A 17,931-nucleotide genomic window follows, 5' to 3' on the forward strand; every position below is an offset into this window, starting at 1 on the left:
CGGACAGCTCGGTCAACCTTCTTTTTTTAATAATAAGGAGAAATCAAGATGTATACAAGAACACCAGTAAATGAGACGTATAGCCAAATCGGCATCGCCCAGCGAACAATTTTCCGGTGTTTTTCTACCTGTCTTGACATTCCCCAGAAAAAGGCAAACAATGCAAGCGGAACAATGACGGCTGCTAATATACTATGGGAAGTAAGAATAAATAAATAAAATGTTTTCATAAATCCTTCGCCGCCATAACGGGTCGGTTCAGATTGCAAAAAATGATAGGTTAAATAAGAAATACAAAATAAGGTGGTCGTTGTAAACGCTGCGATGATAAAGTTCCGGTGTACTTTGATATTTTTCTTTTTAATTGCATAAAGAGCAGCGAGCAGAAAGACGAACGTAAAGCTGTTAAAAATCGCATTAAGTCTTGGGAAAATCGTCAAATCAAAATGGACTTCGCCTCGATATCCGAGAGGAGAGAAAAATAACAGTAAAATAACGGCATTTATAATCACTGACAGTGTCACAACAATGCCGGTGTAATTTTTTTTGTTGTGAGGCTGTTCATAGTTTTGGATGGAGTCCATTTTTTTCCTCCTAACATAAATTTTCTCATTGTATATTTTATCATTTTAAAATGAATTTAAAAGTGACAAAGTGGTGAAAATCGAAATTTTGACAAATCTCTACTTAAATTTTAGAAAAATTTTGATAAAATGGAAATAAAGAAAAAATAGTTCTTTTGGAGGGGATGAGGATGTACAAAAAAATATTAGTTCCTATGGATGGATCTGCCCATTCTACACGCGCGCTTGAGCATGCTGTAAAACTTGCCAAAACAGTTGGGTCTGAAAAAATCACGATTTTGCATGTCAATAATTTAAGATTTACAGAGCAGTATTATTTTGTTGATATTTCCAAATTAATTGATGAAGAGAACGAAGCGATTTTAAAACCAGCGATTGAATTCCTTACTGAAAGCAACGTCCCGCATGAAACACATATTTTCCAAGGAGAGCCAGCAACAATTATTACGGATTATGCAAAAGAACATGACTATTCCATCATTGTAATGGGGAGTGCAGGAAAAGGCGCGCTTAAAGCAACGTTGTTGGGAAGCGTCAGCCGAAAAGTAGCCCAAGAGGCTCACTGTCCAGTCTTAATCATTAAATAAAAATAAGAAATTTGTCCATTTTAATTTACATACGAGCTAAAATGGGCTTTTTTTGTTTACTATAAAGTGAAAGGGAGAAATTGTTCAAAGCTTTTGATCATTACTGGATAGGATGAAATGAAGAGGGGATGGGCACTGCAGGGAATAACAATATGCCTTAAATTACAGCAGAAGCTGTTTTGGGAATACTTTACAATTGCTGCAGCAAGAAAGGCGGTTTGCGGCATGCACTGCCCATGAATAATAGCCATATAAACGTATTTGTGCATTAAATGAAAAACTTAGAGCAACGACGTCTGGTTTATAAGCAATCAACTTTCTGCAAGGAAAAGCAAATCAATTGCTCTATTGTGTACCTCAACCGGCAACAGCTGTTACGACTTGACAAAAGAAAGGGACCCAAAATGCTGACCTTTTTGGATCCCTGCTTTTATGGCCAAAAATGAGTGCAAACGTTAAAATACTGGAACATCTTTTTATGGGAATCGCTTTAAAATCCCTTTTCCTTTTCACACATTTCCGCTGCAAAGCTTCTTTAGCAGGACAGATCATTTTTCTTACGATTAGTCAAGAGGTTTATCAATAATTATTTGAGATCATTAATCTTTTTTTGGCGGAAGGGGTACCCCTTCCGCCAAAAAAATATTTTCGCATGCCAAATAGACCTAACGACTTTTGCTTTTTTTCGCTAGCCCCATTATGTTATACTTTTCCTACACAATTACGAAGATACTGAAGCGATTTCGTAATTGTACGTTAAATTGTGTGTAATAAGGTGGAAAAGGCACTTCAATAACTTATTCACACATGCGATGGACGCAACTTTATGACATTTGTTATAGGGTTGCGTTTTTAATTTGTCGTAGTATTCTACAAAATGATTGTGTCCAAAGCGTCGTTGGCGGATCATATTTTGAATCGTAAAATAAAGGATTTTGCGCAGATGACTGTTGCCACGCTTATTGATTTTATCTTTGTAAAACAATGTGCCTGATTGAAAACGCCTTATATCACATTCCTGCATAGGCATTGAGTTGCTTATGATTTTCGAAGCGTGTCATGTCGCCTATTTCTCCAATCAAACGAACGGCTGTATTTTTCCCTATACCAGGAATACTGATTAATATTTGATATTCATTCTACAAGGGGAAATTCACCGTGTGGATCAGAACCGGTCACGTTTAGAGCGCGCAGAAGGTTATCTAAGTGATTACGAAAAGCAGCAAGCCATTGGAGCATAACCCGTTCCTAAAAGGGAAGATGCTTTTCTCCAAGTCCATCAAACAAGAGTATGAAGATGCCGTTGCTGCCCGTGACCGTTATAAATTCTACATGGAGAATGAAGGCGTTTCTGGAAGAACGGACTTTGAAAAACAAGTGGATCAGCTCGGCAAAATGGAAGCGAGAGTTCCTGAATTTAAAGGACAAATCGAATCTTTTGAAAAAGGACTAGGCTTATCAGATGCAGTCCTAAAAGGAATTGAGCAAGCCGCAATTGAAATGACCTAGGAACGAAAACGCCAGCAGCAACAAACCAAACGAAAAAGGGGATCCAAGCAACGGTATAAAAACATAGAACTTGAAAGGTAGGTAATGATGAGATGTGCGAAATTTGTGAAGAGGCCTGGAAATATGTAAAAGCTACCAATGCCATAGAAGGGTTATATTTAACGCCTGAACAAGAAGCTTTAATACGAAAGGTTTTGAAAGGCGAAATTACCGAAGAAGAATTTCATAAACAAGCATTAGAAATAGCAAAACATAAGTAAATTTAAAAATTAATAATGCCAATTTCTTATATAGTAAAAAATTGCAGGACTACTGAGCCCAATTTTCAATAGAACAGACCATTAAAATGATTTATATAAAAAAATGGAAGTAGACAAGTAAAAAGAGGAAAGCTGTAATTGAATTTACAAACTTTCCTCTAAACTTGACTATTTACTTTCACCAGTTCTTAAATAATCTGCATGACAAATTTTAATAACTTTATTCCTTTCATCAACCGAAACTATGCGATCCCAAGTAGGTTTTAATTTGAAAATGATCATTCTCATCTGTGAAAGGAGAATCTACCTATGTTTGTAGGAGATATTATTTTCCAAGTTGTTTAAATTTTATTTCTGCTAATTCTTGGCGGAGGAATAGTTTGGATTGGAAGATTAATTTTCAAAAAAAATGAGAAAAAAGTGAATTTATTTTTTTTTTTTTAAAAATAATAGTTTACAAAATCCTCCTTTTCATATTAATCCTGAATCCGTGATGAATTGAAATCGACTTTGATTTTGTTGTAATTTTGATGGATTGATAATCCATAAAACCCTTTTTATGCTTATGACCTATGTCATCTCTATTTCCGAAAATGGAACAAATCTCTTTTTTAGGTATACGAACCAAAAAAATAGACAAAAAAGCACAGGGAGTGACGTTGGACATCAGTGCCCGAACATTCGTTCGTTATCTTGCCTCTCTCCATTTCTGATAGACGTTCAGTAGGGGCTCGCTATAGCCACTCCTTCGCGTCAGTTTCATCCAGATCTGTCGTGATCGACGGACGAGTCGCCCTGCCATCGTGATCACCGTCTGAATAATCGTCTTGATGCGGCGGCGTTTCACTTTGTGGTGCAACGGATGTCTCGGATCGCTTAATAGATCTTGTCCAATCAGACGAAGAAGATTGTAAACGAAGGCTCCCATGACCAACACGAGCGCATTCGTTTTCATCTTCCCAGATGGAAGCCGCTCTAAATCTAAGTCGCTCTTCAGTTCGCTATGAAACTGTTCGCATGTCGCATGGTCATGATACAACGCGAGCACATCGCTCATTCGAACATGCTCGTATCCTTTGAGCCGCACCCAATAGCTTTCCACTTCATAATCAGGAACGAGCATCAGCTGTCCATTGCGTTCCATCGTCCGTTCCGTCACTTGGGTGACTTGAACGTACGTATACGTGTTTCCATCGATCGCTGCCTTCTGTGGAAGGCATAGCTCATAGGTTTGTACTCCTTCGCTTTGTCCATCATCGACACGTTTGCCCTTTTGCGAAGCGATCTGGAACCAAAGCGCTTTCGATTCTCGGCGTAAGTTTCGCTTGATGACAAAGTCCACGTCTTCCTTTAGGCATACGTGCACATTCGCTTCTGCATCGTTTCCTGCATCCATGCGAACAAGCAGACGAGATGAAGTCAGTTGACGAGCTCGACGGATAGCGGTGACTAAAAACGAGGGCATGTTGTCTTGCACATGTTGTTTCCCTGGACGCAACTCGGCATGAACGAGATACCCTTCCTTCCCTGCATACGCAAACAACGGTGTAAAACCGTCAAATCCTTTATACGTTCGACTGACTCCTTCTTTTTTCGTATCGGAGTTGTCAAATGGGGAACCATCTATATCAAGGGGAAGCCATGTCGTCTTTCCTTTGGTCCAACAAGGGGACAAAGTGGCATGTCGTTGAATCAACAGACGTATGGACTCCTCCCAAAGAATCGTTTCGGTCATCGGAAGACAAGCGAGCTGATCGAGTCGTTGTCGCAAGGTTGGAGAGGAAGGCACGTGCTGAATCCCCATCGATGCCGAAAAGATATCGTCCTGACGATACGCTTCGATATGATCGAAATCCGTTTTTCCTGTGGCAAGCAAGCCAATCATCGAGCGAATGACATCGCTATGGGAAATGTGCACTTCTCGACGAACCGTTGGAAGCCGAAGTGCGTTTACCCGTTTATCCAGTTTCGTTCGATGGAGTAAGTAGCCAACGAGAGCAAGCCCAGCACTTGGGGTAATCGCTTCATCTGTCAATACAAACCGAATCGGGAAATCTTTCATCACATCACCTACTTGATGAAGAATCGTCAACGTCGTTTTCCCTTATCGTATCAACGGTTTGCGACCATTGTAAAGATGTTTTGTCACGGATTCAGGTTAATATTTTTTTGGAAAATAAATCATAAAAGGGGGATTTGATACAATGAAGAAATTATTTGGTAGTTTTTTATTTCTTTCTCTAATTTTTGGACTAGCATTTTCATTTCCAAGTTCTAGTAATGCCGCAAATGAATCATTTTGGATTGAAGGTAATGTTAAAGAAATACATAGTGTCGATGAATTTGATGGAGAATTTGTAGAAAGTAATAAAACCCTACTAAGTGAAATTAAAGAAGAGGTTCGATATTACGAAGTTCAAGGTGAATATGTTGACGAGTATAAAACATATAAGTATGACTACACTATAACTAAAACCGCTGAGGAAGATAGAGCTGTTGTTGCTACTCCATATGCCTATAATAAAAAAGAAAACAAAATTTTAATTAAAATAGGAATTTCAGATGATGTTGATGATTTTGCTGAACAAGAGGGAGTAACAACGGCTACGTCTGAATCTGAACACATAACCCTAGATGAAAATTCTAGTATAGAGATAATGGCAAGTAAAACTAGATTTTATAGAACTAAATGGGTCGATCCTATTAATCTTCAAGTTAATAAAGTAGAAACCGAGATGACATTTAATTATAATGGTAGTTCCGTAACTTCCTACACTGCAAGAGATAGAAGAGAATGGCTTACAGCAACTGGATGGAGTGAAAGCAGCCACAATCTTTCACATGCTTTTGTTGGTGGCAGAAATGCACAGGCAAAAACCAAATCAACTATGCGTAATAGTGCATTTTGCGTAGGTCAACCGACTACCTATGTATATTACAATACGAATAACATAACTGTTTATTACAATGGAAGTGCATCCGGTAATGTTTCAACCTATGCAAGTGGTGGATGTTCAAGTTGGTTAAGTTATAGTACTGCTCTAATTTAAGAAAATTAACCTCTTGTCAGGTAAAAAAATCGCCTTGTTAATATCAATGTCACGGTTGGACTGACCCACCTATTTGAGACACAGAAAAAACACCTATGCTGCCTGTTTCCTGAACTCAATAGGAGACAGGTAGTTTAATTTGGCCTGAATTCGAATTATCGCTATGGAGTAACACTTGTTTTGGTTGTCGCTCTTTTACGGCCATTTCTAGTGTCTTTAACACTAGCTGAACATCCTGTCGGTCGCTGATTTGATAGGCAATAATCTCATGATTGTATAAATCCATAATGGTTGACAAGTAAAGCATCGAGGTACCAAACGGCAAATAAGTGATATCCGTTACCCACTTTTCATTTGGTTGAGAAGCCGTAAAATCACGGTTTAAACGATTCGGTACGATGATTTTACTTTCTCCATTGATCCAATTTTGACGTTTTTTCTCCACACGGCATTGAAGATTCCGTTTTTGCATGATTTTTTGTACGGTTTTGCGATTCAACTTGATTCCATATTTAAGCCGTAGGACTTCTCTTACCTTGCGATGACCATAACGATAATGATTCTTTACACAAATTTCTTGAATCAACCGTTCTAACTCTGATTCCATCATGAACTCTTCCCATTTCTTTTCCCATCGATAATATGTCGATCTTGGAATTCCTAAACAAGAACAGATAAGGATAACAGGATATCTGTCTTTTAACTCTCTTACAACTTGGACCACTACTTCTGGCACCATCTCCTCTCTAGTTCCTTGTACTTTTTTAAGGTTTCCAATTGTGCTTCTAGCTGACGGTTTTGCATTTTGAACTGTTCCATTTCATTTAATTCCTGTGCCCCTTTCCCCCATACATATTGCTTCCCTACAGGCTGAGAAAACCGATGAGTTTCGCCATGTTTATACCATCTCATCCATGTCATCTGCGTCTTATTTTTAATCCCTAACGTCTCCATAATTTCTCGGTTGGTATACCCTGCTTGTTTCATCTCGATAGCTTTCCACTTGATCTCCTCTAAAGATGATTGTTATTTATTTCCATTTAACTTGCTAATCCATAGTTTCTTTTTTTTAGATTGATAATTGCTATGATTAACTCAATTACAGCTAATAGTAACAAGATGATTCCAATTGAAAAGATTGTTGGAAACACGACGAATAAATGAGTTGCAGAAGCAATGATCTGACCAGGAACATATTTTTTGTATAGACAGAATATCTCGATTACAAGACCTAGAATGATTAAAGACCAGAAAAACCAAGCTGGAGTATTAGAAAAGATATTGGTGTTCCTGAGGTAGTTAACAAAAAAGGTTAGCATTGCTACAAGCAATACCCCATTTAAAATAAGAAATAACAAAGGAAGCGAATCTTTTCTTTTCTTTCTTCCACTCAGGATAAGAAAAGTGGCAAATCCAATCAATAATACGGATAAAATAGGGATGGTCTCTAATACCATGATTTTACCTCCTTAAAATAAATAATTTTTATTTTTATCCTAATAATACCATATATATGTCTTAAAATCTTGATGATTAAGGAAACAGGCTATAATTAGATTTAAATATTTCCATAAAAAGTAAGAGAATTAGATTTTTTTACTTTAAATTATTTAAATAATTTTGAAAAGAACATTTATAGAGGGAGGAATAAAATGAAGATCGTTATTGCTGGTGGTTCAGGATTTATCGGACAGAAATTGCCTGAGCTCCTTCTTAATGAAGGACATAAAATTATTATCTTAACTAGGAAGGCAAAAAAACTTCAGGGAATGTTTATTATATACAATGGCTTGAAGAAGGGATTTCTCCTGAAAATGAAATAAGAGATGCCAATGTATTTATTAATTTAGCAGGGGTTTCAATAAACGATGGAAGATGGAATACGAACCATAAGAAAAAAATTTATAACAGTCGGATGGTAGCAACAGATGAGTTAATACGAATAATCTCACTATTGCCTAAAAAACCAGCCATATTTATCAATGCAAGTGCAATCGGTATTTATCCACCATCAATAAATGATGTATATACGGAAGCTTCGTTAGAAACATCAAATGATTTTTTAGGTACCCGTGGTGCTAGTTGAGCGTTAGAACTCAACTAGCCCTAGTGTGACCAGCGAATAGGCTAACAATATGCCGTCGAGCGCTACTTCAAATCCGATCATGGAATTCGCTCGAATCTCTGTGATCCGGTATTGGTCAACCAGAACCGAGAACACCGTCTCGATCACTTTGCGTTTTTGTTGGATCCACTTCTCCCATGCCTCGGACGGGCGATGTTTCTGGTTTTTTCGAGACGGAGTCCAAAGCGCCATTTGGTATTCTTCGTACAGCCTTTTTTGCAAGTCACGGCTAATGAACCCTTTGTCCCCGAGGTTATAGGGATGAGGAATTTGGGTCATCACGCTTTCGGCTGCGATTCGATCGTGGCAGGATGCTTCCGTCACCACATATCCCATTGGCAAACCTTGATCGGTCACTTGAAGGTGCAGTTTCAACCCGTAGTACCATTGCTTTTTTGAAGCGCAATACCCGATGTCGGCGATCCCTTGAAACCGTTTGACACGATGCATTCTCGCAGCATGGCACAACTCTAACGGCAAGCTATCGACCACGGCATAGGCATGATGTTGGCCGCGTTTCGCCAGTTCATGGCGGATCCATTTCATCGCCCAGCGCAGCGCCCGGCAACGGCGATTGTATCGGGAACGTTCGAGAAACTGCCCGTTTGTGAACAAATTTCCGGTGACAAAGCGATGCCATGCCCGTTCGGAAGAAAAGCCAAGCAGCTTCCCCAAAATGTGAATCGCTATGATCACGTCATCTTCTTGCTTTACCAAATGGCGGTTGCGGCGTTGAAGATGCGTCTGAATCAATGACAGTTGAGCGGAGACAAAAAAGAAAATGGCGGCATATTGCTTTTGAATCTTGGTCCGATCTGTAGTAAAATGAAAGTGCTCTTGCATGGGGATTCTCCTTTCGAATGGTAGGTCGCACTTTCATTTTAAGGAGATCCGCCAGGCAAGGGCTATTTTTATGCTTGATCAAGTTTATCTAGCACCACGGGTTTTAGGTAAGACTGTATATGACTGGGAAAACAAAGCTAAACAAGTAGAAGCATATGGCATTCGTACAGTGCTTATCGGATTTTTGTGTGAACAGCGATTCCATTTCTGGGAAAGTCAGTTGTAGTAAAGTGTGCATTCTACTTCGAAGCATCGCTAATTCTTCGTCTAATTCATGATAGTATCGGGAAAGCGCACGCATTTGGTCGAAGTAGTGGTCCTGCGGTTTTTTTATGCGCCGTTCGGTTGTAAAGTGAGTTTGGGCCAAACGGTGGGCATCACTTTTATCGGTTTTATGAATGCGCATAGTAGCCGTTTGAATCTTTGATTCAAGGGGATTTAACAGACAGTACGGAAAACCGTGATCATTCATAAAGCGCTCTAATGGTCGGGAATACACGCCTGTTGCTTCAAATACAATGGCTGGAACTTGTCCATCTTTTTGTACTAAATCGATGATTCGTTTATTTAGCTGTTCAAAATGGGGGCGATTATGCAAAATTTCCCCCTCAAAAATACAAGAACGTGCAGCGTTATAAATCACCATATAACTTTTTCCCATACTGACATCAAAAGCAATGACGCTTTTCATATACATTCCTCCTGATTTTTATGTAGAAGTCTTCACTTCACCTTATCGATTCCCTTTTCTTATACACGATCTCAAGGATCCAACATACTGAAACTGATTCTTATAAGGGCAGTGAAGTAGGCCAGTTTTTCATACGAACTCAAGGTTCTGGGGCTGTCACGACCTATTCTCCACTTCTACTATAAAAAAATAGTAGCACAGACCATGGCCGTGGTCTGTGCTACTAATCTTAGTATGTTTTTCATTAAAATAGGCATCAAACGTTTCAGCTTTCAAAATTTCTGTTGAACGTTTCCATAGATTTGGGAAGCGGATCGCATTCAACACTATAAGAATAGGCATTGTATGCATTTCATATTTCGGTCGCCAACTGCATGTGACGAGGATTTCATTTTTTTGATATCTCTGATACAGTTACAAACTCATAACCTTGTTGTTTTAAATATGGCAAGATTAGCTTCAATGCCTCTACTGTGGATGAATGAATATCGTGCATTAAAATGATGGAACCGTTTTTTGTCTTGGCTTGAACGATTTTAAGTACTTTTTTTGGGTCATCCGTTTTCCAATCTAATGTATCTACAGTCCATAGAATGATAGGCTTTTCAATAGCTGATCTGACCTTTTGATTAACAGCCCCATATGGAGGGCGGACGCAATTCGCTTTTAAGCCCGATGCCTTGAAAATTTCTTGATCGGTCATATTTATTTCTTCAAGTATTTTCTCTTTTTTTAAAGTTGTAAAATCTTTATGGCTAAAGCTGTGGTTGCAAATTTCATGTCCTTCCGAACCTATTCTTTTTACAATATTAGGATAAAAATTAACTCTTTGACCAATCACAAAAAAAGTGGCTTTTGCATGATACGATTTTAATAAATCCAAAATTTCTGTTGTATATTTTGGGTGAGGTCCGTCATCAAATGTTAGAGCAACTATTTTTTTGCTTTTGATCGGCTCGTCTTTTTGGATAGGAGGTTTTTTCGGCAATGGTTCTGCTTTTTTTGGTTTGTTTTCTTCCATCCATAATCGCTTCCGCCACTCCTCTGTCAATAACTCTTTTCCTTTCGTTAAAGGAATGGAAATTTCAGGACTTTCAGCACCTTCTGTTACTTCATTGCTATGAAACTTGAAAACAATGAATTTGTTTGTCAAATAAATATTGGAAAAATCGTTATATGGGTGATTGAGCCACTTGTTAAGCTTCTTTTTGCTAAAGCTTTTTTTATATTTTTTTGATTGAAGAAACTGGTCCGTCAATTGAACATGCAGCTTTTCTTTTGTTTTTTCATCGATTTCAAGAATGTCTTGGCTGTTTATAAAACGTTCTGCTGCCAAATCGACTATGAAGATTTTAAAGTCTTTACTTTCTTTTTCCCCATCTGAATGGCTTTCCGAAGTAAAAACAAAAGAATAGACGCTGTCTGTGACCGGATAGAGGCGAAAAGTCAGAGAAAAATTCGACGGATCTTTAAACAAGCGCCATTTTTGGGATTGAATTTGTTCGTGAAACCGTCTTTTCTCTTCTTTGACGTAAGACTGGATGGATGCATTCAGTTTGCTGCTTTGAAATCTCGGATAGTGTATGGCGGAATGGAATTCTTTTTTATCCTCAATATCTGAAATTAAGTCAACTCCATCATATTGCGATTTTTCTATTTGTTTGCTTCCATTTGCTGGGACAGACTGTACCCTTAATGTTTTGTAATAAAAAGACATTAAAAAAATGAAAATGATCGAAATGAAAACGATGCCGCTTATTTTCCATACAAACGATTTCACTAATGTTCACTGCCTTCTTTAAATAAATGCCGTATGTAAAATGTCAACGAATATAGAGTACTATCAGGATGAAAAGATGTCAAAGCTGTTTTCCATTTTTAATAAATTTTTTTAAAATTGGCTTTTATATCCATCCATTTCTACGATCCTTGTGAAATTCGAAATATCATCATAAATATATTGTTTCAGTTCGTTTTCTTGAGCTTGAATCATGTACTTGATGTTTCTTTATCTTCTTGTCATTTCATTCATTGCTTCGGTTTGGATATGCGCTTCACCAAACTTTTTTGAAAGCTTCGTAAAGAGGTATGGATCTATTTTAAATGTTAGTTGTCGTTCGAACCCTTTATCTCAACCTGTTTCGTGACGATCTAGTGGTGAATAAAGAAGCCGAGAGAATGCGTAAAATATTTATCAAATATTCAAGATGTTGAATGGTCGAGTTGCTGCTAGCAGAGCCGTTGTAATGTTCATTTCATAAATAAATTTTTTGTTGCTAAACGAAAGCTTCCCTATTTTTTTAAGTAAATGATGATTTATTCCATTCTAGAAGTTTCCAACTAATATATTTAGACGCTCTTTCTTTAATATATGGTTCAGTCTGCTGAAAAAATTCACCTGAATTTGCATAATATGGATTACGACTAAGTTTCGTTTGTAATGCCAATCGCCAAAGGAGTGTCTTATACTGACTTTTATGTTTATATCCATTCCTTTCGCTTCGCTCAAGGCACAAAACGTAATGAAACAATTGTGCCACCGGCGTTATTTTTATTATTCTAAAGTCATAGGGATAACAGTCAACTACAAATCACGCGGAGGTGAGTGGGCCACTCTGGTTGCAGGGTGACCGCATGTTTATATGTGTAGATTGCCTTTCCAAGCACAAATAAGTGTGACTTCGAGCACGCAGACTTATCTTTGTATAAACAACTACTCGTTTATTGCTGGGCAATCAGTCAATGCTGTCTATCCCTATAATTCTCTGAAAGGATCATTCCCTATGGCCTTAAAAATTGTATACCCTATCTGTTGTGGAATCGATGTCCACAAAACCTTTGTTGTTGCCTGTATTGCCTCAACAATCAAAGGAGTTACAACTTACAAACGCCATCGCTTTTCTACCTATACAAAAGGATTGAATGAGCTGTCACAATGGCTTTGTGAAAATAACTGTAAGGATGTCTGTATGGAATCTACCGGGAAATACTGGATTCCTGTGTTTAATGTACTTGAAGCTTCCTGCAACATCACTCTTGCACACCCTAAGTACGTCAAGGCGATCCGTGGCAAGAAAACAGATAAAAAAGACGCCAAATGGATTGCTGATTTATTTAAGCATGACCTTGTGGCTGGAAGCTTTATGCCACCACTTGAGATTAGACAGCTGCGTGACCTTATGCGCTATCGTTTTAAACTGACTAATTTTATGTCAAGTGAGAAGAACCGTCTTCAAAACAGTTTAACCGTGTCTAACATCCAGCTTGGAAATGTTGTTTCAGATACCTTCGGCAAAAGCTCTATGAACATCATTGAAAAGCTCCTTAAGAACCCTTTAGACACTTCTTTTGATATTGAACCTTTAATCCACGGCTCCATGAAGAGTAAACTGCCTGAATTGGAGTTAGCCATTGACGGATTTATTACACCGGAGCAGGCTGAAAAATTAAAGGTGATGAAACAGCACTATGAAGACCTTCAATCTCGTAAAGCTGACCTTGAAAAAATCATTCTTTCCCTTGCCGCGTCCTACACAGAGGAAATGAACTTGATCTTAACTGTTCCGTCCTTTAAGAACATCTTTTCCGCCATTGCCGTGGTTTCAGAAATAGGTGTCAATATGGACGTGTTTCCGACAGCTAAGCATTTATGTTCCTGGGCAGGACTTACACCCACAAATAACGAGAGTGCCGGCAAGAAAAAGTCAGTAAGAATTTCGAGAGCAGGCTGCTACATCAAGCCTCTTTTGGTACAGTGTGCCACCGCTGTAGTCAAAAGTGAAAAACATCCCGAAATTCGAAACCGCTATTTGAAACTTAAAAAACGTCGTGGTCACAAACGAGCAATTATTGCCATTGCACGTATGCTTTTAACAGCTATCTACAACATTCTCAAAAAGAAAGAACCATATAATCCGAATTTATATAAAAAAGCTGATGTTCTTCCAGTAAACCGTGAAATCACGGTAGAACAAGCTCTTTTATTAGCTAAAAGTCAAGGTTTTCGAGTGACGGCAGTTACAACTTGATGATCAATCAACCAAATATTTCCAATAAAGTCATCGATGGATGGCTTGTTTTGCTATGCCTATTTTTATTACTTGGAACCCAAAGTATTTATTTCAGACTTCTTCCTCCGGCGAACTTATGTAGCAGTTTTGTGGAACATTGCACATTGGGGTGTCGGAAGCCGCATAGCGAATTTTAATAGCGTTTTTTACTGTATTCTTAAAATAGATCAGTTGGGGATAAGCGGTTTTTACTTCGGGACCTCCAGCCTACAAAAGGTTTTATGTTCAGTTGGAGAAGGGAGATTATATATGAATTTTTTAATGTTCAGAATTGGTAAGCAAGTTTCTTTACATTTTTTTTCGATTGCGCTTACAATAAAATTATAAACATTTTTTGCAAAGGAGGAGTTTAGATGTACGATGTGATTATTGTTGGTGCCGGTCCTGCGGGGGCAAGTGCTGCGTTGTTTACGGCGAAGGCTGGAAAGAAAACATTAGTTTTAGATCACGATAAATCAATGACGAAAAGGGCATGGATCGAAAACCACTATGGTGTTTTAGAAATTACAGGTCCTGATTTAATCGATATTGGGAAAAAACAGGCGGAAAAGTTTGGAGCAGAAATAAAAAACGAGCAAGTGGAAACAATTGAAACAAAACAGGATGGACACGTCGTCAAAACCGATGGCGGTTCGTATGAAGCGAAGCATGTCATTTTAGCGACAGGAGTATTGACGGATTTAGCCGAGAAAATTGGATTAAAAACAAAAGACGGAACAGAGCCTCGCATCAAAACAATATTCGATGTGGATTCAAATGGAAAAACAAATATTGACGGAATTTGGGCAGCAGGTACAGCTGCTGGCGTAAGTGTACATACAATCATTACCGCAGGTGACGGTGCAAAAGTGGCCATCAATGTCATCAGCGAGCTGAATGGCGAACGGTACGTCGATCATGATATATTGAAAAATTAATTTCAAAAAAGACAGGACATTCATTTGTCTTGTCTTTTTTTATGATTTAAAACTCGAATATAGGTGTAAGTCCAAAATATGTAAAACTTTATACCAATGGGAAATTGTTATGGAAAAATATCTCTTGTGCAGGGAGTTTCTAAAAGAACAAAGTACAGTGTATTCAGCAAAATGTTTCCAAAAGACATAAGTAAACGCCGAACCTTTGCTGGAATATTTATGAATAATATGAAAAGATTTTTTAATGAATTCTAGATTAGAAGATGTTAGGGTAATAGAGAGCGAAAAAAAGGAGGTAGGATTTATGAAGAAAATAAAAAAATTCATCTTCTCCTCATTTATTGCTCTTGCTGCCATTGTTTTCACCGGACAAGGAAGTGAGGCAAGCGCTGCCTATTCGGTGAAAGAAGGAGATACACTCTGGAAAATTGGTCTAAAATACGGGGTTTCAGTTCAAAAACTAAAATCCGTTAACAATAAAACAACTGATGAACTATATGTTGGAGAAGAGTTGACGATCCCGCCAACGATCTCAGCAAGTGAAAAAGATTTATTGGCTAGATTAGTAGAAGCAGAAGCAAAAGGAGAACCATACGAAGGAAAAGTTGCGGTTGCCACTGTTGTACTAAATCGCGTAGACAGCCCTTTATATCCTGATACAATTACAGAGGTTATTTATCAAGATCGCCAATTTACTCCTGTAGCAAATGGAGAGATTAACAAGCCTGCAAGTGAGGAATCCAAAAGAGCAGTAAATGAAGCTTTGGCATTCCACGGTTTAGGTCAAGGCTCCCTGTATTTTTATAATCCGAAAAAGACGGACGACCAATGGGTTCGAACTAAAAACACAACAATTGTGATAGGCGATCACGTCTTTGCGAAATAAGGAAGCTGCTGCTTATCAGCAGCTTCTTTATTTTTTATTCCAGCACAACCGTTCCTTATGAAAAAAATCGAATCAAGCAAGGACGCTGGATTAAAATATTTTTCATCCCGTCATACTTTTTTTCCATGTGATGCATATTTTTAAAAAATTGTCATTGTCAAAAACTATTTGTGTCGTATCAAAACACCTTCCGATGGCAATTCTATAATTGGGAGGTGACATGCGATGGCACAAGACGTTTTATGTGAAGTAAACAACTGCAAATATTGGGCGGATGGAAATAGATGTTCAGCTGATTCCATTTATGTTGTCAGCCATTCGGGGAAAACCGCCAAAGATCAAAAGGAAACGGATTGCAAAACTTTTGAACCGGAAACTTTCTAAATAATGGAGAGGGCCGAATTCCATTTCGGCTCTCTTTTATTATTGATAATGATTTTCAATTTTATTCACGTTAATTGGAAAATAGATTAAAAAAATGATCATACATGTTTGTTTAATTCCGCAATCATGGAGGAAAGCTGTTGAACAGCGAATTGAAGGTTGGAACGGTAAATCGATAAAATCATTTCTCCGTAACGATCTCCAGGAACTGCCCACTTTCCATTTAATTCTTTCCAAGTGGTAGCTGATCCGCGCTTCACATAATGAAATCTTGGATCTACAAGCGGCTCATCACTTGGAAGAGGCTTTGTTGTCGCATAAGCAAACAAGTGCTGCAAATGAGCGAGAACTCCTTCTCTTGGTGTGGAGAAGCTTGCTCCTCGGACATTCGGGCCTGTCGCTCCAATTCCGGCAAAATTGTTTTGGCTGCGGTCGACAACCCCGGTGAAGCGAAAATAGTTCGTCTCATGAATGGCTTGTGCGTAAGCGATATCACCGCGTATTCCGTATAGTTTGCTTAATTGGATATATAAATCACCCAGTTGAGGTGCATCTGGATTCGTATTTTTTACGAACTGATCCAACAATGTTCCTGATAAAAGCGGTTCTCCTAAAATAGAAATGTCTTCTGTAGCGGATGCTTGCGGCTCTGATGTAGACAGCAAGCTGGCTAGTTGATTTTGCCTTGGCGGATTTGCTCGCTGCTCTTCGGGAGTTAAAATAAAAGCATCTTTATAGCCCAGCTGCACAAGTTTTGCCAGTTGCTCCTTCGCATTTTCCAAATGTTGAAAAGCCCCTGCTTGAACACGGTAAAAACTTGTGCCGTTAACATTAGCAGGTGAAATAAAACTGTCCACGTTTTTTCCCTTCAGTTCCTTTACGCGTTGTTCTGCATTTTTACGCTCTTTGAAGGAACCGGCAATCACTTTGTAAAGCGTGTTGTTTGAAACAGGAGCCGACGGTTTTGTCGACGGCTTTTTTGTTGTGCTTGCCTTTCTCTTTAAATTAAGGGCTTTTCCTATTCCTTCCGCCACACTGGCGGCAAAATCACTTATAAAAGCAGAAGAGGTTAACAATTTGATATCGTTAGGATTATCGATAAATAATGTTTCCAAAAGAACCGCGGGCATTTTCGTTTCTCTCAACACAAAAAAATTGGCGCTTTTTTTTCCGCGGTCCTGTACGTTATATTTTGGCCCGATTACGCTCATAATATGATTATGAATGATGGAACGGTATTGAATCGTTTTATTAGATGCACCGCGGTTGTAAATATAGCTTTCAAATCCTGTTCCGCCCCCTGAATTGACATGGATGGAGCAGAAAAAATCGACATTTAGTCTGTTTGCCAAACTCGTTCTTTCTTCTAAACTGACAGTGCGATCGTTCGTTCGTGTCATCACGACATCTACTTGAAAGTTTTCTAGCAAATGGTCTCTGGCTATTAAGGCAATAGTCAGCGTAAAGTCTTCTTCTTCATAGCTTCTAAATGTTGCACCAGGATCACTTCCACCGTGGCCTGGGTCTAAAAGAACGACTGTCACTTATGGATCCTCCTTCGTTCCTAAAATCAATTACCCATCCATTAAAATTTTATTCATTTTTACGGTAATCGGTTCAAATCAACACGGTTGAATTGAAAACCTTATAAAAAGTCCAATATAAAACTTGACATAGCATTTTCACATTTCTTCTACCAGAACGGATTTGAATGATGTATAATTACATTCGTCGACAATTTCATTCAAAAGCAAACAGGTGCCGGCACATAGCTGCCAGCTTAAAAGGGAAGTTTGGTGAAAATCCAACGCGGTCCCGCCACTGTGAATGGGAGCAACCTGAAAATGCCACTGTGTCTACGGGAAGGTTCAGGGAGCGATGACCATGAGCCAGGAGACCTGCCTGTTTGATCACGCCTAAAAACCCTACGAGGATAGGGAGGTGTTTGAAAACAGAACAAAGCGATATGCTTGTTTTCAGACATCTTCTTATCAAAAAAAGAAGATGTTTTTTTATTGGAGGAGG

The 17,931-nt window shown here is 38.5% G+C and carries 17 protein-coding genes, 2 pseudogenes and 1 riboswitch; of the genes and pseudogenes, 9 read left to right on the plus strand and 10 right to left on the minus strand.

Features of this window, described 5'->3' with window-relative positions; genetic code table 11:
- Positions 1 to 26 precede the first annotated feature (26 nt).
- Positions 27 to 584, minus strand: coding sequence for a DUF420 domain-containing protein (locus tag NSQ44_RS06350; RefSeq protein WP_063389414.1), 558 nt, complete (start codon positions 582 to 584; stop codon positions 27 to 29).
- 170 nt (positions 585 to 754) lie between these two features.
- Here NSQ44_RS06350 and NSQ44_RS06355 point away from each other — a divergent pair, with 170 nt between their 5' ends.
- Positions 755 to 1,171 (plus strand): universal stress protein, encoded by a 417-nt coding sequence (locus NSQ44_RS06355; RefSeq protein ID WP_063389413.1) that lies wholly within the window; start codon positions 755 to 757, stop codon positions 1,169 to 1,171.
- A gap of 721 nt (positions 1,172 to 1,892) precedes the next feature.
- On the opposite strand, the pseudogene NSQ44_RS06360 reads toward NSQ44_RS06355, so the two are convergent.
- Positions 1,893 to 2,307: pseudogene (locus NSQ44_RS06360) on the minus strand (transposase); the annotation flags it as partial.
- Between the two features lie 70 nt (positions 2,308 to 2,377).
- Between NSQ44_RS06360 and NSQ44_RS06365 the strand changes: the two are divergent.
- Both NSQ44_RS06365 and NSQ44_RS06370 read left to right on the plus strand, forming a co-directional pair.
- Entirely contained in the window at positions 2,378 to 2,680 is a 303-nt protein-coding gene (locus NSQ44_RS06365) for a hypothetical protein (RefSeq protein ID WP_094245490.1), read from the plus strand.
- Between the two features lie 92 nt (positions 2,681 to 2,772).
- On the plus strand, positions 2,773 to 2,940 hold the full coding sequence (locus tag NSQ44_RS06370; protein WP_157727930.1) for an antitoxin VbhA family protein: 168 nt from the start codon (positions 2,773 to 2,775) through the stop codon (positions 2,938 to 2,940).
- Between the two features lie 688 nt (positions 2,941 to 3,628).
- Here the strand turns inward: NSQ44_RS06370 and NSQ44_RS06375 are convergent.
- A complete protein-coding gene (locus tag NSQ44_RS06375; RefSeq protein WP_044899598.1) occupies positions 3,629 to 5,002 on the minus strand; it encodes an IS1380-like element ISGsp2 family transposase in 1,374 nt (457 codons plus the stop codon).
- A 142-nt stretch (positions 5,003 to 5,144) separates the two neighbouring features.
- Between NSQ44_RS06375 and NSQ44_RS06380 the strand changes: the two genes are divergently transcribed.
- Positions 5,145 to 5,990: a hypothetical protein gene (locus tag NSQ44_RS06380; RefSeq protein WP_094245491.1), complete on the plus strand. Its 846-nt coding sequence runs from the start codon at positions 5,145 to 5,147 to the stop codon at positions 5,988 to 5,990.
- Between the two features lie 115 nt (positions 5,991 to 6,105).
- On the opposite strand, the gene NSQ44_RS06385 is transcribed toward NSQ44_RS06380, so the two are convergent.
- From NSQ44_RS06385 to NSQ44_RS06395, 3 genes are read right to left on the minus strand one after another with little or no spacing between them, the layout of a single operon-like run.
- The gene (locus NSQ44_RS06385; protein WP_340855971.1) at positions 6,106 to 6,726 is read right to left on the minus strand and encodes an IS3 family transposase; all 621 of its coding nucleotides are present in this window, start codon (positions 6,724 to 6,726) and stop codon (positions 6,106 to 6,108) included.
- Positions 6,714 to 6,977, minus strand: coding sequence for a hypothetical protein (locus tag NSQ44_RS06390; RefSeq protein WP_094245493.1), 264 nt, complete (start codon positions 6,975 to 6,977; stop codon positions 6,714 to 6,716). Before NSQ44_RS06390 ends, NSQ44_RS06385 begins: the two co-directional genes overlap by 13 nt.
- Before the next feature lie 53 nt (positions 6,978 to 7,030).
- Complete coding sequence (locus tag NSQ44_RS06395; protein ID WP_094245494.1) at positions 7,031 to 7,447, minus strand: hypothetical protein; 417 nt, start codon at positions 7,445 to 7,447, stop codon at positions 7,031 to 7,033.
- Positions 7,448 to 7,642: 195 nt separating this feature from the next.
- Between NSQ44_RS06395 and NSQ44_RS06400 the strand changes: the two genes are divergently transcribed.
- Positions 7,643 to 7,813, plus strand: a complete 171-nt coding sequence (locus NSQ44_RS06400) for an NAD-dependent epimerase/dehydratase family protein (protein ID WP_232515507.1) — start codon at positions 7,643 to 7,645, stop codon at positions 7,811 to 7,813.
- 266 nt (positions 7,814 to 8,079) lie between these two features.
- Here NSQ44_RS06400 and NSQ44_RS06405 read toward each other — a convergent pair whose 3' ends face one another.
- The 3 genes and pseudogenes from NSQ44_RS06405 to NSQ44_RS06415 all read right to left on the minus strand — a co-directional run bounded on the left by NSQ44_RS06405 (position 8,080) and on the right by NSQ44_RS06415 (position 11,429).
- Positions 8,080 to 8,958, minus strand: a complete 879-nt coding sequence (locus NSQ44_RS06405) for an IS982 family transposase (protein WP_340855981.1) — start codon at positions 8,956 to 8,958, stop codon at positions 8,080 to 8,082.
- A gap of 175 nt (positions 8,959 to 9,133) precedes the next feature.
- Positions 9,134 to 9,649, minus strand: a pseudogene (locus NSQ44_RS06410) (IS110 family transposase); the annotation flags it as partial.
- Positions 9,650 to 10,037: 388 nt separating this feature from the next.
- The gene (locus NSQ44_RS06415) at positions 10,038 to 11,429 is read right to left on the minus strand and encodes a polysaccharide deacetylase family protein (protein WP_094245495.1); all 1,392 of its coding nucleotides are present in this window, start codon (positions 11,427 to 11,429) and stop codon (positions 10,038 to 10,040) included.
- Between the two features lie 1,003 nt (positions 11,430 to 12,432).
- Between NSQ44_RS06415 and NSQ44_RS06420 the strand changes: the two genes are divergently transcribed.
- The 4 genes from NSQ44_RS06420 (at position 12,433) to NSQ44_RS06435 (ending at position 15,906) form a co-directional block, all read left to right on the plus strand.
- Positions 12,433 to 13,677 carry an IS110 family transposase gene (locus NSQ44_RS06420; protein WP_445659525.1) on the plus strand — a complete coding sequence of 415 codons (1,245 nt, stop codon included), beginning with the start codon at positions 12,433 to 12,435 and terminating at the stop codon, positions 13,675 to 13,677.
- A 395-nt stretch (positions 13,678 to 14,072) separates the two neighbouring features.
- Complete coding sequence (locus NSQ44_RS06425; protein ID WP_063389410.1) at positions 14,073 to 14,636, plus strand: FAD-dependent oxidoreductase; 564 nt, start codon at positions 14,073 to 14,075, stop codon at positions 14,634 to 14,636.
- A gap of 304 nt (positions 14,637 to 14,940) precedes the next feature.
- Positions 14,941 to 15,522 carry a cell wall hydrolase gene (locus tag NSQ44_RS06430; RefSeq protein WP_063389409.1) on the plus strand — a complete coding sequence of 194 codons (582 nt, stop codon included), beginning with the start codon at positions 14,941 to 14,943 and terminating at the stop codon, positions 15,520 to 15,522.
- A gap of 225 nt (positions 15,523 to 15,747) precedes the next feature.
- Complete coding sequence (locus NSQ44_RS06435) at positions 15,748 to 15,906, plus strand: DUF1540 domain-containing protein (RefSeq protein ID WP_065095535.1); 159 nt, start codon at positions 15,748 to 15,750, stop codon at positions 15,904 to 15,906.
- 98 nt (positions 15,907 to 16,004) lie between these two features.
- On the opposite strand, the gene NSQ44_RS06440 is transcribed toward NSQ44_RS06435, so the two are convergent.
- Positions 16,005 to 17,450, minus strand: a complete 1,446-nt coding sequence (locus tag NSQ44_RS06440; protein WP_340855995.1) for an N-acetylmuramoyl-L-alanine amidase — start codon at positions 17,448 to 17,450, stop codon at positions 16,005 to 16,007.
- 195 nt (positions 17,451 to 17,645) lie between these two features.
- A riboswitch (cobalamin riboswitch) is annotated at positions 17,646 to 17,826 on the plus strand.
- Positions 17,827 to 17,931 lie beyond the last annotated feature (105 nt).

Source organism: Aeribacillus sp. FSL M8-0254 (assembly GCF_038008845.1).
In the GTDB taxonomy this organism is placed as follows: Bacteria; Bacillota; Bacilli; order Bacillales; family Aeribacillaceae; genus Aeribacillus; species Aeribacillus composti.

Excerpts from the sequence above, each read along its gene's own strand:
- NSQ44_RS06350 (WP_063389414.1), bottom strand. The coding sequence starts at position 584 with ATGGACTCCATCCAAAACTATGAACAGCCTCACAACAAAAAAAATTAC.
- NSQ44_RS06420 (WP_445659525.1), top strand. The coding sequence starts at position 12,433 with ATGGCCTTAAAAATTGTATACCCTATCTGTTGTGGAATCGATGTCCAC.
- NSQ44_RS06405 (WP_340855981.1), bottom strand. The coding sequence starts at position 8,958 with ATGCAAGAGCACTTTCATTTTACTACAGATCGGACCAAGATTCAAAAG.
- NSQ44_RS06390 (WP_094245493.1), bottom strand. The coding sequence starts at position 6,977 with ATGAAACAAGCAGGGTATACCAACCGAGAAATTATGGAGACGTTAGGG.
- NSQ44_RS06435 (WP_065095535.1), top strand. The coding sequence starts at position 15,748 with ATGGCACAAGACGTTTTATGTGAAGTAAACAACTGCAAATATTGGGCG.
- NSQ44_RS06355 (WP_063389413.1), top strand. The coding sequence starts at position 755 with ATGTACAAAAAAATATTAGTTCCTATGGATGGATCTGCCCATTCTACA.
- NSQ44_RS06430 (WP_063389409.1), top strand. The coding sequence starts at position 14,941 with ATGAAGAAAATAAAAAAATTCATCTTCTCCTCATTTATTGCTCTTGCT.
- NSQ44_RS06380 (WP_094245491.1), top strand. The coding sequence starts at position 5,145 with ATGAAGAAATTATTTGGTAGTTTTTTATTTCTTTCTCTAATTTTTGGA.
- NSQ44_RS06370 (WP_157727930.1), top strand. The coding sequence starts at position 2,773 with ATGTGCGAAATTTGTGAAGAGGCCTGGAAATATGTAAAAGCTACCAAT.
- NSQ44_RS06375 (WP_044899598.1), bottom strand. The coding sequence starts at position 5,002 with ATGAAAGATTTCCCGATTCGGTTTGTATTGACAGATGAAGCGATTACC.
- NSQ44_RS06425 (WP_063389410.1), top strand. The coding sequence starts at position 14,073 with ATGTACGATGTGATTATTGTTGGTGCCGGTCCTGCGGGGGCAAGTGCT.
- NSQ44_RS06395 (WP_094245494.1), bottom strand. The coding sequence starts at position 7,447 with ATGGTATTAGAGACCATCCCTATTTTATCCGTATTATTGATTGGATTT.
- NSQ44_RS06400 (WP_232515507.1), top strand. The coding sequence starts at position 7,643 with ATGAAGATCGTTATTGCTGGTGGTTCAGGATTTATCGGACAGAAATTG.